Annotated in this window: 18 protein-coding genes, 1 tRNA gene and 1 pseudogene; 17 read left to right on the forward strand and 3 right to left on the reverse strand. The window is 53.2% G+C overall.

The window, feature by feature from the left end:
• The first annotated feature begins 563 nt into the window (after positions 1 to 563).
• Both A9G06_RS22420 and A9G06_RS22425 read left to right on the forward strand, forming a co-directional pair.
• Positions 564 to 1,193 (forward strand): hypothetical protein, encoded by a 630-nt coding sequence (locus tag A9G06_RS22420; protein ID WP_253182328.1) that lies wholly within the window; start codon positions 564 to 566, stop codon positions 1,191 to 1,193.
• A gap of 119 nt (positions 1,194 to 1,312) precedes the next feature.
• Positions 1,313 to 1,699: a hypothetical protein gene (locus tag A9G06_RS22425; RefSeq protein ID WP_253182329.1), complete on the forward strand. Its 387-nt coding sequence runs from the start codon at positions 1,313 to 1,315 to the stop codon at positions 1,697 to 1,699.
• 818 nt (positions 1,700 to 2,517) lie between these two features.
• On the opposite strand, the gene A9G06_RS11480 is transcribed toward A9G06_RS22425, so the two are convergent.
• The gene (locus A9G06_RS11480) at positions 2,518 to 2,868 is read right to left on the reverse strand and encodes a helix-turn-helix transcriptional regulator (RefSeq protein WP_069555317.1); all 351 of its coding nucleotides are present in this window, start codon (positions 2,866 to 2,868) and stop codon (positions 2,518 to 2,520) included.
• A 204-nt stretch (positions 2,869 to 3,072) separates the two neighbouring features.
• On the opposite strand from A9G06_RS11480, the gene A9G06_RS21945 reads away from it, so the two are divergent.
• From A9G06_RS21945 to A9G06_RS11540, 13 genes and pseudogenes are all read left to right on the forward strand, one after another.
• On the forward strand, positions 3,073 to 3,873 hold the full coding sequence (locus tag A9G06_RS21945; protein ID WP_069555318.1) for a hypothetical protein: 801 nt from the start codon (positions 3,073 to 3,075) through the stop codon (positions 3,871 to 3,873).
• A gap of 68 nt (positions 3,874 to 3,941) precedes the next feature.
• Positions 3,942 to 4,289 (forward strand): YkvA family protein, encoded by a 348-nt coding sequence (locus A9G06_RS11490; RefSeq protein WP_069555319.1) that lies wholly within the window; start codon positions 3,942 to 3,944, stop codon positions 4,287 to 4,289.
• A 19-nt stretch (positions 4,290 to 4,308) separates the two neighbouring features.
• A pseudogene (locus tag A9G06_RS11495) lies at positions 4,309 to 4,733 on the forward strand (DUF2787 family protein).
• 10 nt (positions 4,734 to 4,743) lie between these two features.
• Positions 4,744 to 5,172, forward strand: a complete 429-nt coding sequence (locus tag A9G06_RS21495; protein WP_083243777.1) for a hypothetical protein — start codon at positions 4,744 to 4,746, stop codon at positions 5,170 to 5,172.
• On the forward strand, positions 5,147 to 5,449 hold the full coding sequence (locus A9G06_RS11500) for a hypothetical protein (RefSeq protein ID WP_069555320.1): 303 nt from the start codon (positions 5,147 to 5,149) through the stop codon (positions 5,447 to 5,449). The genes A9G06_RS21495 and A9G06_RS11500 overlap by 26 nt, the downstream gene beginning before the upstream one ends.
• 89 nt (positions 5,450 to 5,538) lie before the next feature.
• Positions 5,539 to 6,036: a DNA repair protein RadC gene (gene radC / locus A9G06_RS11505; protein WP_069555321.1), complete on the forward strand. Its 498-nt coding sequence runs from the start codon at positions 5,539 to 5,541 to the stop codon at positions 6,034 to 6,036.
• Positions 6,033 to 6,224, forward strand: a complete 192-nt coding sequence (locus A9G06_RS11510; RefSeq protein ID WP_069555322.1) for a hypothetical protein — start codon at positions 6,033 to 6,035, stop codon at positions 6,222 to 6,224. The genes radC and A9G06_RS11510 overlap by 4 nt, the downstream gene beginning before the upstream one ends.
• A gap of 24 nt (positions 6,225 to 6,248) precedes the next feature.
• Positions 6,249 to 6,587 carry a hypothetical protein gene (locus tag A9G06_RS11515; RefSeq protein ID WP_171903394.1) on the forward strand — a complete coding sequence of 113 codons (339 nt, stop codon included), beginning with the start codon at positions 6,249 to 6,251 and terminating at the stop codon, positions 6,585 to 6,587.
• 116 nt (positions 6,588 to 6,703) lie between these two features.
• Positions 6,704 to 7,210, forward strand: coding sequence for a hypothetical protein (locus A9G06_RS11520; protein ID WP_069555323.1), 507 nt, complete (start codon positions 6,704 to 6,706; stop codon positions 7,208 to 7,210).
• Positions 7,210 to 7,425 carry a hypothetical protein gene (locus A9G06_RS11525; protein WP_069555324.1) on the forward strand — a complete coding sequence of 72 codons (216 nt, stop codon included), beginning with the start codon at positions 7,210 to 7,212 and terminating at the stop codon, positions 7,423 to 7,425. The genes A9G06_RS11520 and A9G06_RS11525 overlap by 1 nt, the downstream gene beginning before the upstream one ends.
• Positions 7,422 to 7,784: a hypothetical protein gene (locus A9G06_RS11530; protein ID WP_069555325.1), complete on the forward strand. Its 363-nt coding sequence runs from the start codon at positions 7,422 to 7,424 to the stop codon at positions 7,782 to 7,784. The genes A9G06_RS11525 and A9G06_RS11530 overlap by 4 nt, the downstream gene beginning before the upstream one ends.
• Complete coding sequence (locus A9G06_RS11535; protein WP_069555326.1) at positions 7,781 to 8,107, forward strand: type IV toxin-antitoxin system YeeU family antitoxin; 327 nt, start codon at positions 7,781 to 7,783, stop codon at positions 8,105 to 8,107. Before A9G06_RS11530 ends, A9G06_RS11535 begins: the two co-directional genes overlap by 4 nt.
• A gap of 28 nt (positions 8,108 to 8,135) precedes the next feature.
• The gene (locus A9G06_RS11540) at positions 8,136 to 8,678 is read left to right on the forward strand and encodes a hypothetical protein (RefSeq protein ID WP_069555327.1); all 543 of its coding nucleotides are present in this window, start codon (positions 8,136 to 8,138) and stop codon (positions 8,676 to 8,678) included.
• A 494-nt stretch (positions 8,679 to 9,172) separates the two neighbouring features.
• Here the strand turns inward: A9G06_RS11540 and A9G06_RS11545 are convergent.
• Positions 9,173 to 9,262, reverse strand: a tRNA-Ser gene (locus A9G06_RS11545).
• A 409-nt stretch (positions 9,263 to 9,671) separates the two neighbouring features.
• Here A9G06_RS11545 and A9G06_RS11550 point away from each other — a divergent pair.
• Both A9G06_RS11550 and A9G06_RS11555 read left to right on the forward strand, forming a co-directional pair.
• Positions 9,672 to 10,610: a L,D-transpeptidase family protein gene (locus tag A9G06_RS11550; protein ID WP_139126230.1), complete on the forward strand. Its 939-nt coding sequence runs from the start codon at positions 9,672 to 9,674 to the stop codon at positions 10,608 to 10,610.
• A gap of 39 nt (positions 10,611 to 10,649) precedes the next feature.
• Positions 10,650 to 11,636, forward strand: coding sequence for a DUF481 domain-containing protein (locus tag A9G06_RS11555; protein WP_069555329.1), 987 nt, complete (start codon positions 10,650 to 10,652; stop codon positions 11,634 to 11,636).
• Between the two features lie 116 nt (positions 11,637 to 11,752).
• On the opposite strand, the gene A9G06_RS11560 is transcribed toward A9G06_RS11555, so the two are convergent.
• Entirely contained in the window at positions 11,753 to 13,168 is a 1,416-nt protein-coding gene (locus A9G06_RS11560) for a DASS family sodium-coupled anion symporter (protein ID WP_005334328.1), read from the reverse strand.
• Positions 13,169 to 13,374 lie beyond the last annotated feature (206 nt).

Raw genomic sequence — 13,374 nt, forward strand, 5'->3', positions numbered from 1 at the left:
AACTGGCGGCGTCCACATCACCACAATGACGGGATACCGCCAGCAAAAGCCGAGATTCGGCCTAACCAAGTGTCCGGATTTAGTTGACCACTACAAACATCTTCTTGAGCACTCCTATCAAGCTATCTTGGTTGAAGATGTCAGGATAATTTTTTGATATCCCTATGAACACGAGGAACTGGTGGGGTAGCAGTTCCGCCTAACCGTTCGCTGGGGCTGGATTGACTGGTGAGAATTCGTGTGCGAGGAAACAAATCCCCCCCCAATGAATGCTTTGTCGAGATGCATTTACACCTCAAAATTCCCGATTTCTCAGCTAGGAACTATCAGAGTCTTTCATTGTTGAGCTTTTCTCGGTGAACGGTTACCTTCAAGTCAGCAGTAGCTAAGAGCTGTGTCTGTACCCCGAACCTATGCTCCAACAAGTGACTTATGCTCTCTATGATTATTTTTTAACGCGCTTGTAGCGGCCTACCTTTTGTTAGAACCTTGGCATGTCTGTAAAACCGCACGTCATTGACATGCAATCCTAATGAGCACCATTTTTAGCTAAAGGAACCATAATGGAAGTAGCAAAACCGATTAATTCCTCTCAGTATCATCACATATTAACCAATGTATTGGATAGGTTGATGGATTTTTATATCCTCTTGTATTCATCTATGAAGATCAATAGTGACACATTGAAACAACTAATTGATTTTAGAGACAACACTGAAAGCTATTTAATAAGTCTTGGCATTCACAAAAAGCACCTAGTGGATTTAAATGCTGTAAATGAATGCATGGACATCCTTCAAGTAAATTACTCTTATTGTAGAAAAATCTCTCAAAAATCTATATTGGCAAATCCAGACAGTTATGCTGCTTATCAAGAATTATCCAAGGTTATTTACGAAATCAGTTCAGGAAACCATGTGGAGATAACTAATAGTGGCCCAATCATTCATAGCGGAAAGCCTGAAGAGCAAACCGTTGTGCGAAACTACATGAACACACTAAAAAACAAGTGCCCTTGCCTACATCTACTTAGAATTGCCGATATCGTTAACGCCCCCAAACTGGGCGATATCATCCCTGTAATTGAATGCGCCATCCAGTCATATCGTAAGCTCAACAGTGTAGTCAATGACATTTTGAATGATGAAGAAAAAATGATTGTAGATACTGCAGTCAATCATTTGAAAAATTAACTGCTTTCTATCCAGAGCGTCTCTGCCCAGGGTTTCGCTATGTTTTCCCCCAGTATGATGGACCACGTGACTATAATAATCTTGCACTTTCCTTTAGCCGAGAAATATCAAGAATAGATATGCAGGGTGCATTGAGCGACATAGCCTTTCAATTCGAGAAATTCAAGGCCTATTATCATCACCACGACTCTGACATTACCGATGAATTTAACCTTGACAGATTTACCCCCTTAGTTGCAAAACCTATCAGAGACAATGAGTATATAAAACAATTTAATAGCATAGAGGGTACATTTCATGCTCTGTTTGCATGGAAAGAAAGCTATCTCGGTCCTTTATCTCAAAAGGATGCAATTCATAAGGCACATTTGTTATTTAACGAACCAAGAGAACTCCCTATTCCAGCCAAAGATTACAAGAGGAAAGTAAGAGCACGATTAAAAGATATTAACGACTACATAAATAAAAAGATAGAGCATATGCAGTCCATATCCCAAAGAGGGTGAGTGAGACTCAATAATAAATTTACTGAATAGGAGTTTTCGCATGGTAATGATGTCCAAAAAGGTCATCTCACTTTAATATCCTAATTCTTTTCGTACACGTGCATAGCTATTCCGCTACTAATAGCAATAGTAGCGGAAAATAATGTACTCCTAAGGCATTGACATTTCGATAGCGTCGTAGCGGTCCACTTCACGGCATTTGGAATTCATTCCCAATTATTTTTACACCTACATTACCTTGCTGAATACGGTCTCACCTCCGGATAGAAGTATGGCACATACCCATCAATATACAGGCATATTTCGGCAAGGCATTACCATCGCAGTAACTACCGAATTAATTATAAAAATGAATTGGCTCGAAATTCCTTAATTAAGTAAGAATGGGCGATGCCTGATATTCTCTGGCATAGTAACATCTCATTATTCAGCGCCTATTATCTCAGCCAGTATGCCTCAGGGTTTTCGAGTGACCATAAACATCATAAACAATCATTAATCTTGAACATTCAACCTTAGTTAAGATCAGGAAGCTGGGATTGTTAGAATGTGAGGGCAGCAAGCCGTGGTAAAGTATTTTTCACGCCCTCTCGTTAAATACGCTGCAACAACATCCACCATTATATTTAAAATTCAGTTACACAGCTAATTCATGACTGTGGGTCCTACTCATCAGCTCATTACGCCTGATAATTACCAGTCAGGTTAAGTGCTCAACAACATTATTATTGTTATGCAAGTTAATTATCTAATTGTTAATTGGATCTTGATGAGATTGCAACTGAATTGCGCTAACTAATTATCGAGAACTACCGTGCTCATTTCTTTTGAGTAAATCGTGTCACTAGACGGGTAATTGTATCAACTAACAACGTCCGATCTGCGTCATCTAATTGGGCCAGTTGCTGGCTCAGCACAATACCTTGTTCAGTAGGGCGATTACTGGTTTCACGCAACAAATCTGTCAACTCACAGCCAAACAACTCGGCAAGCTCCGCCAGTCGAACAATGGTCGGCACGACGAGCCCCCGCTCCATGCGTGAGATAGCTGCCATTCCAATCTCTAGATGTTCAGCAACCTGTTCTTGGGTCAGCCCGGCAAGCTGACGCTGACGAGCAATCGCCTTGCCTACACGCTTGGCTAGCTGCTCAAAGTTGATATCGGTCATAAGTCCTCCACTGGACTTATATGGTCCACCCTAGACCCGTTGACATGAAGAACCTACAAAGGCGAACATAAACCCAAAGAGTCCACACCAAACCAACTAGGGTGAGTTGAACACAATCAAATTTAGTCAAGCCCTACTCATTACCCACTTTTGCTCGCACCAAACTGGCGCATGCAAGGGACTCTTTTATCCCAAGGAGAAATTATGAAACGTTATTTACTTATCTCATTGTTGCTAGCAAATGGCTGCGCCATGGCATTTGGGGAGCAGGGCCGCTGGAGCCAAGGCTGGGGACAGGGCCAAACCGAGTATACCGCTGTGGTTGATGAGCAAAACTCGCTCTACATCAGTTGTAGCGAAGACACGAAGGTCTTCATGATGGCGACTGTCGATGGCGTGGAGTACGGGGAGTCAGCAGGAGCTAAAGATGGATTTACGCTTATCGTCAGTGGCGATTATTTCAACACGCCTTACGAAATAGACTCCGCAGATAAGGCCAGTGATTTTTACTTCATGTGGAATAGATTGCGGGATGCGAGCACAATTATTGTCAAAACGCCAGATGACAAACGGCTGATATTGCCCACCCAGGATGCCGACAAGGTACTTCCTAAAGCCGACTCACCCGAATTCACTTGCCTGAAGAAAGTGGAACGTGACCTGCAAGTCGCAGCGCAGGCCAAGAAACCCAAAGCGCCTCCTGCGCCAGAGCTGGTAACCACGCCGCTTTCCTCCTCTACGTTTGACGTGAGCTGGAACTGGGAGGAATTCATGCCTAATGTGCCAATGAAAGTCCTACAGGTTATATCACGCAGTGACAACATCGCTATCCACAAGGCGGTGGTCAACCGAGGTCAGTGTACCAGCACCCCGCATGGTCGCTTACCGCTCGCCCTGAAATTTGGTGGCGCGGCCAAATTTATCATTCCCGCAAACTGCAACATTCTGGAATTGAACCTGTTCACGGACCAAGGGCTGGCCACCTATCAGTTCAACCCCCATTAATCGGACATGCTTCCCCCCGTCAGCCGGAGCTCCATGCTCCGGCTTTTTTATTCCCATGGAGATTACTTATGCTACCTACTGCATCCCCCAAGAGGGAACCGTTCGACCATCCCAGCTTTTGGCGCAAGCTCTGGATGTTTGCCAAGCGAACAGGACGTCCCTTTATCGAAGTCTGCCTGCTGCTTTACTACACCAGTCAGAAAGAGGATTTGCCGCTTTGGGCCAAGCTGCTTATCTATGGCGCCTTGGCGTACTTCGTCTCGCCAATCGATGCCATCCCAGATGTGTTACCGATGGGGCTCGCTGATGACATTGCGGTGCTGAGTGCAGCACTCGCCAGCATTACTGCCTTTATTGATGACCAAATCCGTGCCCACGTTGCCAGAAAAATACGCGAGCTGTTCGGCGACGCTTAACCCGTTCAAGGAGAACACCATGACTATTCCCTTTTTCCGGGACGGCTTTGCCCTGCCCGTTACCCAAGCGCTGCTCACGTTACTCAGTCAGGAGGTCGCCCATATCGGCCTTAACCTCGAGCGCCTGACCCAACTCACCTTCAACTTTCGCAGTCCCACCTACAGCCCCGAGCAAGGAGGGGCTCACCCGGTCGAGATACGCCTGATACGTGGTCTTGATGGCTGGCTGTTCGATTACGTCACCGACTTCTGCTATCAGGGACTGGGCCAGGATGCCGAGCTTTGCAAGGAGCTCGATTTCAACTTCCTGGATGACGAGCACTACTTGCAAGGATGGGGCCAATCCAACGTTCAGAGGCCCATGAGTTATTCACCCTGTGGCAGACCAACTTTGTTGCCTACTGCCGGATGGCGTACTTCACCGTTGAGGTCAGTAGGGAGTAGGAGGTGTGTGATGACTAACGAACTGCCGCTCTCCCACACCTTGCGCCAGTGGCTGGGACTGGTCGCCGCCAAGGCCAAGATACAACCGCGCCACCGTGGCCAGTGCTGGTTACTACACCTCACTCCTGATAGCCCACACGCCCGCACCGTCACGCTACACCTGCGTTGGTCCGGCGTGCAGTGGCAACTACTCTCCCTCACCAATGCCGAGGACTGGCACACTATGAGCCAGCCCGTGGATGAAATCTGCGTGGACCCTACGCGTCGTTGTTTTTGGCGCTGCCAGGCTGGACCGGTGCCACTCTCTGAGCAGCCCCGTGTACTGGGGAGCTTTCTGAGTGACCTGCAGCGAACCTGTACTCATCACGGTTATCGTGTGGAGAGTGACCCCTTACCCCAAGAGGAGGCGCGCGATGCCCAAACATCCGATAGCCGTTGAACTTGAAGCCATCAATCGAGAGGGGGAAACGCAGGTGGTGCGTGACAGTAGCCTGACGGTTCAGGGCTACAGCGTCTACCTGCGAGCAATGGAGGCCAGCGGACTGGCACTGGCCACCTGGGTTGCTGACTACGACACCATAGGTCCAGCTTACGTACTGGCCGAACGCTTGAGCCTGGCGCTGGCCATCCCGCTCACCGTGCTGGTCCCCGGACCACTAATGCCGATTAAGCAGGAACCCACCACCAGGGAAGGCGTCACCACTACGGCCCACTGAACTACTTTCAAAGTGAACCAACAACCTATCTACCTTTAGCCCCGATATGCCTCGCGCTGCCGGGGTCTTTCTTTATTCAGGATACCACCATGCGTTACCACAAACTCAAAGCCGGTGAATGCCCCGGCACGTATGTCGTCACCGAACCCGTGACCGAACAAGACCTGCTGCGTATCGCCAACCAGATTGCCCGCAAGCGTTTGGCCAAAGGTACCACCATCACCAGTACCACAGAGGCCGCAGAGCGACTGCAAACCCTGTTGCAGGAACGGGAGCATGAAGTGTTTGGTGCACTGTTCCTCGACTCCCAGCATCGGGTTCTGGCGTTTGAGGAGCTGTTTCGTGGCACCCTCGATAGCGCCAGCATCTACCCACGGGAAGTGGTCAAGCGCGCCCTGATACTCAACAGTGGGGCCATCATCGCGGTGCATAATCACCCAAGCGGTGACCCGGAACCCAGTCACTCTGACCGGGTCTTTATCCAAGCCCTCAAAGAGGCCTTGGCACTGGTCGATATCCGGTTGCTCGACCATCTGGTGGTCGGCGCTGAGGGCGTTGTCTCGCTGGCCGAGCGAGGTCAGCTATGAACCAGCCCCCAGGGAAAACACACCTCACCACCATCGACATCCTCATCGAATTGCGCGGTTGGCTCGAAGACAACATCCAAATGCAGGCAGCGCCCGCTATCGTGGCTCACCTGCCTAACGGCTATCAACTCACCCAGGCCGACTGCATCGAGGCCATTGACACACTGCTCCACCAGCTACGCCATTAGTCGCGCCAAAAAGGAACAAACGCCATGCGATTACCCAATCCCTATTCCCTTGAGGAAACGCTAGAGAAGCTACGCCATGGCCTGACAGCCGTCAGCAAGGAAGATGTGCTGGCATTACTGGAAAAAGCCGTCACCAAGGCGCGTGACGACGAGGGTTATGCCAAGCAGTTTGAAGAGGCCTTGCTAGGTAGCTCCACCATCGAGATCCGGGAATGCCTCTGCTGCTTTGGCGACTACTTCGAGCGTTCCAGAGACGCACCGCCCTATTACCCGCATCACGATGCCGTCAACGGCATTGATTGTGCGCTCTACACCATCTTGTTCGATGCAGCTCACCCAGACGCAGAGCAGGCGCACGAATAACGCCTGCATCCCCAAACCCGGATCATTACTGCCAACACCATGATCCGAATATTCCTACCCCCCCAGCAAGGCCACCTCACTACAGGTGGCCTTTTGCATTTCAAGGAGCTATTCCCATGTCTGCCTTCATGATCGATCGCAAGGACTACCTTGCCTTTGCCGTACAGTTGTACCGTTTTTGCAATGCCCCCATGCCACCCCACTACACCCTTGAGTTGCTGCTCTCCCTCTGGTGGAACCCTCCAGCAGACACCACCAGTACCTGGACGTGGCGGGTAGACCGGCTGGTGCGGCTGATGATGCTCGCCAACCGGCGGGCGGTCTGGCATCGCTATCAGTTAGGACGTCAGCAGGACCAGAAGGAACCACGCCAGCACAGCTCTACCAAGCGGAGTCCGCTTAAACCTGCCCACCGTTACCACCAGGCACCACTCACCGATAGCGAGCTGGTGGCGCTGTACAAATTCACCTGCTGCGCCCTGTACCAATCGAGCGAATGGAGTGGGAGTCCTGAGCAGGCTCCCCGGCTGGTGAAGGTATTACAGCAGTTGCAACAGGCTCTCGCGCAAGACGTGCTGACCCGGTTGTCACTGTGGGAACAAGCCCCTTGGGGAGAGATGTGATGAGCCTTTCCATCATCCTGACGGTGACAAGCTCACCACCGAGCTCAACCGCCCAGATAGCCCAGCGTATCGCCGATGACATGGCACACCTGCATCAGCGTTTGGGGGATGGGGTCAGCGATGAACTGGGCATCAGCATCAGTTACCTGGTCGAACAATTTGCACTGTTGGCAGCGGCTTACCGTGCACCTGCAGAAAGGGAGAAACACCCATGATCGAATTCAACGATAGCTTCACTCAGGTCGCAGTCGCTCAGGCAATGAGCGCACATGGCGATTTGCATAGGTTCATTACCTATCAGCTCACCTTCCCGAAGTGGGCACATGACTATGACGAGACCGGCAAGCGCACTGGCCCCGACAAGATCAAGCCCGTACCAACGATGCACAAGACCACGCTGTTCGTGAGTCCACTGGACATGGTGGACAACCTGCCCCGCGAGATTAACTTTGCGTGGTGGGAGCGTGAGTGCAACGACCTCGGCTATCCCGTTGGGGAGTGGCGACGCACCATTGTGGGGGCCTACTTCAACCACGGCACCAACGACAACCCAAACTGGAGCAGCCACACATGAGCATCTTCGAGCACATGACATGGGGACTGGGCACCCCGAACCTGCCCAAGCTGGGAGCTCGGGCCATTCTGCAACGTGGTTATGTTGATTTCCTGGGTGACCGTGCCGGTATGTACGGCGAGCCAGACGAGGCGTGGCGGGCCGAGTGCGACACGGTGCTGCCGCACTTCCTGCGTGAGTTAACCAAGATGGCCAAGGCATACCAGATATGCACCGACATGGACGAGGTGTTTCGCCTTGAACACAAGGGCTGGGTATGTGAAGCCAGTCCGAGGCGCAGCTACGGCTACCTCTACATTGACATCTACCACCCCGCTAACTAGCGGGGTGTTTGTTTCAAGGATAAATATCATGAACAAGTTCTATCACGTGGGCACACTGGCCCGCCGTGAAGTCACCGCCCTGCTGCACACGCTGACGCACAATACAGCCGCCAATGCCGAGGGGATCCTCAACTATATGGGCAGCAAGCTGAACCCCTACGACCCGCGCAAAGAGAAGGCCAAGGCACGGCACACATTGCGCCGGGTCAAGAAGGCTCTGAAGGTAGGGCGTATCCCGCTTGAGCTCACCGTGACGGGTTGCCGCATCGACCGGGGGAGTCATCAGGCTGACCGTTACTACTACGACCGGACGCTGCTGGCTCAAGGTTGGCAACAATACGATACCGAGGAAGACGCCTGGTACTTTGGCATCTGGATTCACACAGAGAAGCTGGAGACCTTTACCTACGCCGAAGGAGATACCAGCCATGTGATTGCACCGAACGTCGAGGCGTTTCGCGCTGAGTTGGCGCGGCTCTACCAATACCACCCGCAAACCCTGGCGTTTATCAGCATCGATCCGGAAGCTGGCGTTGTGACCCACCACTTTGAAGCCAAACCGGAGGTATGAAATGGCCAAACACATCACCATCAAGGTGCCCGGCAAACATCCTCAAACTGGCGAGCTCCCCCCTTTGAGCAAAAGGGCCAACGCATCGATATCGACATCGGCGGGCAGACCGTGCCCTTCCTCATTCACGGGAGGGGTATCGGCACCTCGCTCACCCACATCCCGAGCGGCTACCGCATTGCACTACTCGGCGGCTGGCTCACCGCGCGTTACACAGTCCCTGAGAATAAGCCCAGCAGAACGGCCTGCGCCCAGATGGCCATAGACCGGTTGGTAGCCTAATACGGCTCGCAGCACCCACCAAACAGACTCAATTGCAAATCCGCTATCAATGGGGTCACCATAGGTGAAAACCTATGAATCATCGACTTGATTGTCCAACAGGGTACAAGATAATTCCGTACCAGCCTACATCAGATGGCATAATGAATGGCATATCAAAAATCTCATAAAAAAGAAAAACCCAAACAAATCAATTGATTGGATTTATCATTTGGCGGAGAGACAGGGATTCGAACCCTGGGTGGCATTGCTGCCACAATTGATTTCGAGTCAATCCCGTTCGGCCACTCCGGCATCTCTCCGTGGGGAGAGAGTTTTACCCAAGCTGGGCCGAGGATGCAATAAAAATTTCTTAGATATCAAATGGCTGAATCAGATATCTGGGAGCAGGCTCACAATGCGGCGCGTATTGTTCGCGTAGCGAGGCCACTCTTGTATAACCCTGTATCCACCCTCTCACACACCCGGCCATTATCCATATCGTGATATTCACCCATTGCCATGAGGCGTCTCTTTTTCCTGCTTGGCGCTCAAATTTATGGGTAATGCCGATTTTGGCCGGTTTCCTATGTATCCCCACATCATTGCGAGTGCGCGGCAAGCTGGTAATCATGGGCTGATTGAGGAACAATCGCGCCATCCTGGCGGCTGTATTGATGATGTTCCGCCCCGATTGAACTGATGGATCTTCTTATGCGATTGCCAAAACTCATGCCCCTCTCCATAACGCCCGCCCTTTCCCTGCTGCTGGCAGCGGTCCTGCTCTGCGCGGCGCCGGCAGAGGCCAAACGCTACCCGCTGCCATCTGCCGGGAGTCGCCTCATCGGTGAGCTGGGGGATTACATCATCCAGCAGAATGAACATCTGGAGCTGGTTGGCAAAAATACGCAAATTGGATTTTTGGCGCTGCTTGAGGCTAATCCGGGTGTAGACCCCTATTTACCCAAGCCTGGCACCCGCTTGACGCTGCCCACCCAGATGCTGCTGCCCGATGTGCCTCGCGAGGGGATCGTCATCAATCTGCCCGAACTTCGTCTCTACTACTTCCCCAAGGGGAAGAGCGAGGTCATCGTGCTGCCCATCGGGATTGGCGATATCGGCCGTGAGACACCCGAGATGACCACCACCGTCATCGAGAAGAATCCCAACCCGACCTGGGTACCCGGCCCCATGGTGCGCAAATCCTGGCTGGATCAAAAAGGGATCACCCTGCCCGCCGTGGTGCCGCCCGGCCCGGAGAATCCCCTCGGCAAGTTCGCCATGCGCCTTGGTTACGGCAAGCGTGACTACCTGATCCACGGCACCAACAAGGATTTTGGCGTTGGCCTGCGGGTAAGTGCAGGCTGCATCCGGCTGCGACCTGACGATATCGAGGCCCTGTTCAAGATTGTGCCGATCGGCACGCCGGTACGGGTCATCAATCAACCGGTCAAGGTGGCCATCGAACCGGATGGTCGCCGCTGGCTGGAGGTACACTCCCCGCTCTCCCGCACCGAAGAGGAGCTTGAAAATGGCGCCCCGCTGATGCTATCACCGGCCATAGAGAGCTTTATCAGCGCACCTGATGTGATGCAGGATGAGGTGACGGCGGCGCTGGAGAGCAAAAATGGCCTGCCCCGCCCCATCAGCAGCCAGCTTGTCAGTGGCTAAGTCACCAGCGCCCGAGTCGCACCGGAGTCACCTTACCTCATGAAATTCCTGCCCCTCCTACTCCTGTTGGCCTGTCACTCCTTGTGGGCCAAGGACATTCTCTGGATGAACAATGGCGATCGTCTGACCGGCACCATCGAAGAGATTGGCGATGAGTCGGTACGCATCTCTTTGCCCTATACCGGTGCCGTTACCGTCAAGCGGGATGCCATCAAGCGCTGGCGGCTGGAGCACCAGGATAAACCCAAGGCGACCGCCAAAGGTGGATTCACCCTGTTCAAGGATCAGCAGGATGAACGCAAGGCCTGGCTCTGGACCGGTAGTGGCGATCTCAACATCAAGCTCAAACACAAGGACAAGCACACCAACAACGTCAACTTCAAGGGCAAGACCGAGTTGGCCAATCTGGACTGGCGCTACAGCTTCTCCGGAGAGTACTCCTACGAAACGTCTGACAGCGTCACCGATAACCACGACTACAAGCTAAACCCGACCATTGACTACTTTTTCGATCAACAGTGGTTTGTGCGCAGCTCGCTCAATGCCGAATATGACATGCTGGAGAGCAACTACCTCAGCCTCGACTATGGTACTGGGCCGGGTTACCGCTTCTGGAATGAGAAGCGCCGTCGGCTGGAGTTTGTGGCGCAAGGGGGTCTGCGCAAGGCCTACTTCAGAGAAGAGAGCGGGATTGGGTTGCTCTTCAAAGGCAACCGGATCATCGACTACCCCTTTGCCAGCATGAACTGGGATTATCGCCAACCCATCCCGATATGGCGTGAAAAACTGGAGCTGTTCAGTCAGGGGCGCTATCTGCTCTATCTGGAGCAACCCTCACCCTATATCACTCTGAATCGAGATGTGACCGGCAGCGTGGGCTTGCGCTACTACTTCAACGACCACCTACGCCTCTCCTGGTTGAGCGAGATGGAGTGGGAAGATGGCGAAGTGCATTTCGTCGGTCTCGAGCAAAAGTACAAAGAGACCGAATTCAGGCACCTGCTCAATTTGGGCGCCAGTTTCTGAGTCAACTGCAAACAGAAAGAGGAGCCAAATTGGCTCCTCTTTCTGTTTTGGTCATCACCTGCCATGGCCCTTCTCCGATGATAGAGCAGGCAACAGATGAGAAACCGGCCGTACGCTCAGATCAGTCCCCAAGCGGCAATCTGGTAGATCCATACCATCGCCAACAGGGTACCGACCAACCCCATGATGACGCCGATGCGCACCATCTGGTGACTCTCCACCAGACCGGTTGCGTGGGCCAGCGCATTGGGCGGGGTACTGATGGGCAGCGACATCCCGAGCGAAACCGAAATGGTGACCGCCAGGATCAGGGTGTGACTGCCGCCCCACTCGGCCAGCTCCGGCATGCTGACTGCCAGCGCAGCTACCAGTGGCAGCAACAGATTGGCGGTCGCGGTGTTGGACATAAAGTTGGCCATCACAACTGCCAGCAGACAGGCGCCGATCAGCACCGCCAGCGTGGAATATTCGTGGAACGGAATATGGGTGATGAGCCGCTCGGCCAACCCGGAGTCCTCCAGCGCCAGCCCCAGCGCGATACCGCCCGAGACCAGCCAGAGCACATCGAGGGAGATCTTGTGCAAATCGTCCTTGGTGATGATGCCGGTGGTCAGGAACACCGCCACCGGGATCATGGCGACCACGTAGGAGCTCATGCCATGCAGATCCCCGAGTAGCCAGAGCACTATGGTGGTGATAAAGGTGAGGTAGACCACCCAGGCGCGAGGGGTCTGCATAAAGCGCCCCTCAATCTTGAGATCCATCCGCTTGAGGGTGCTCGGGAAGAAGCGCCCCAGCAGGAACCAGCCAAGCAGCAACAGCAACACCACAAAGGGCACCGCAAATCCCATCCACTGACCGAACGAGATGGCATGCTCGCCGGTCAGGTATTTGAGAGCCACAGCGTTGGGCGGGGTGCCGATGGGAGTGCCGATCCCGCCGAGGTTGGCCGCCAGCGGAATAGCCAGCACAAAACCTATTTTGGCCGGGTCCTTGTCGGGAAACGCCGCCAGCACCGGAGTAAGGATGGCCAGCATCATGGCGGTGGTGGCGGTATTGCTCATAAACATCGAGAAGGTGGCGGTGATCAGCATCAGCCCCAGCATGACGATCCGGGGATCCTGACCGAACGGGCGCAGCAGCACCCGCGCCAGATTGACGTCCAGATGGTACTTGGTCGCCGCAATGGCGAGGAAAAAACCGCCGAGAAACAGCATGATAACCGGCGAGGCAAAGGTCGCCATCACCTCGGTGGACTTGAGCAGCTCACCAAAGCCCGGCTCTGCCTTGTCGGCAGTCATGAACCAGAGCCCCTTGTCGGAGAGCAGCAGCAGCTCCAGCACGATGATCAGCACCGAGGTAGCAAAGATAGGGATGGGCTCCAGGATCCAGCAGAGGGCGGCCAGCACGAAAATGGCCACGACCCGCTGCTCGATCACGGTGATCCCCTCCAGCGGGATCCAGTGGGTCGGGATCAGCAGGATGGTGAGGCTCAGCAGCAGTGGCAGAATAATCTTGTTATTGATGGGCACTATTGTCTCCAGGATCGGGAGTAAGAAGCCAATAGTGGCATAACATGCTATCGCCTCACGCGGCCAACTCGCCAAAATGAGAGCTGGCTAACTGCAGGGCGCACCGTTTTGTGAGTCATATCAAGCTGGGGTCGGCGCGCAATGGCTGACGCCTCAACCCTTGCAACAAACAGGCAAAAAAACGGGCCCGCTGTTCGTTGCACACG

This window comes from Aeromonas sp. DNP9, assembly GCF_001728955.1.
Taxonomy (GTDB): domain Bacteria; phylum Pseudomonadota; class Gammaproteobacteria; order Enterobacterales; family Aeromonadaceae; genus Aeromonas; species Aeromonas veronii.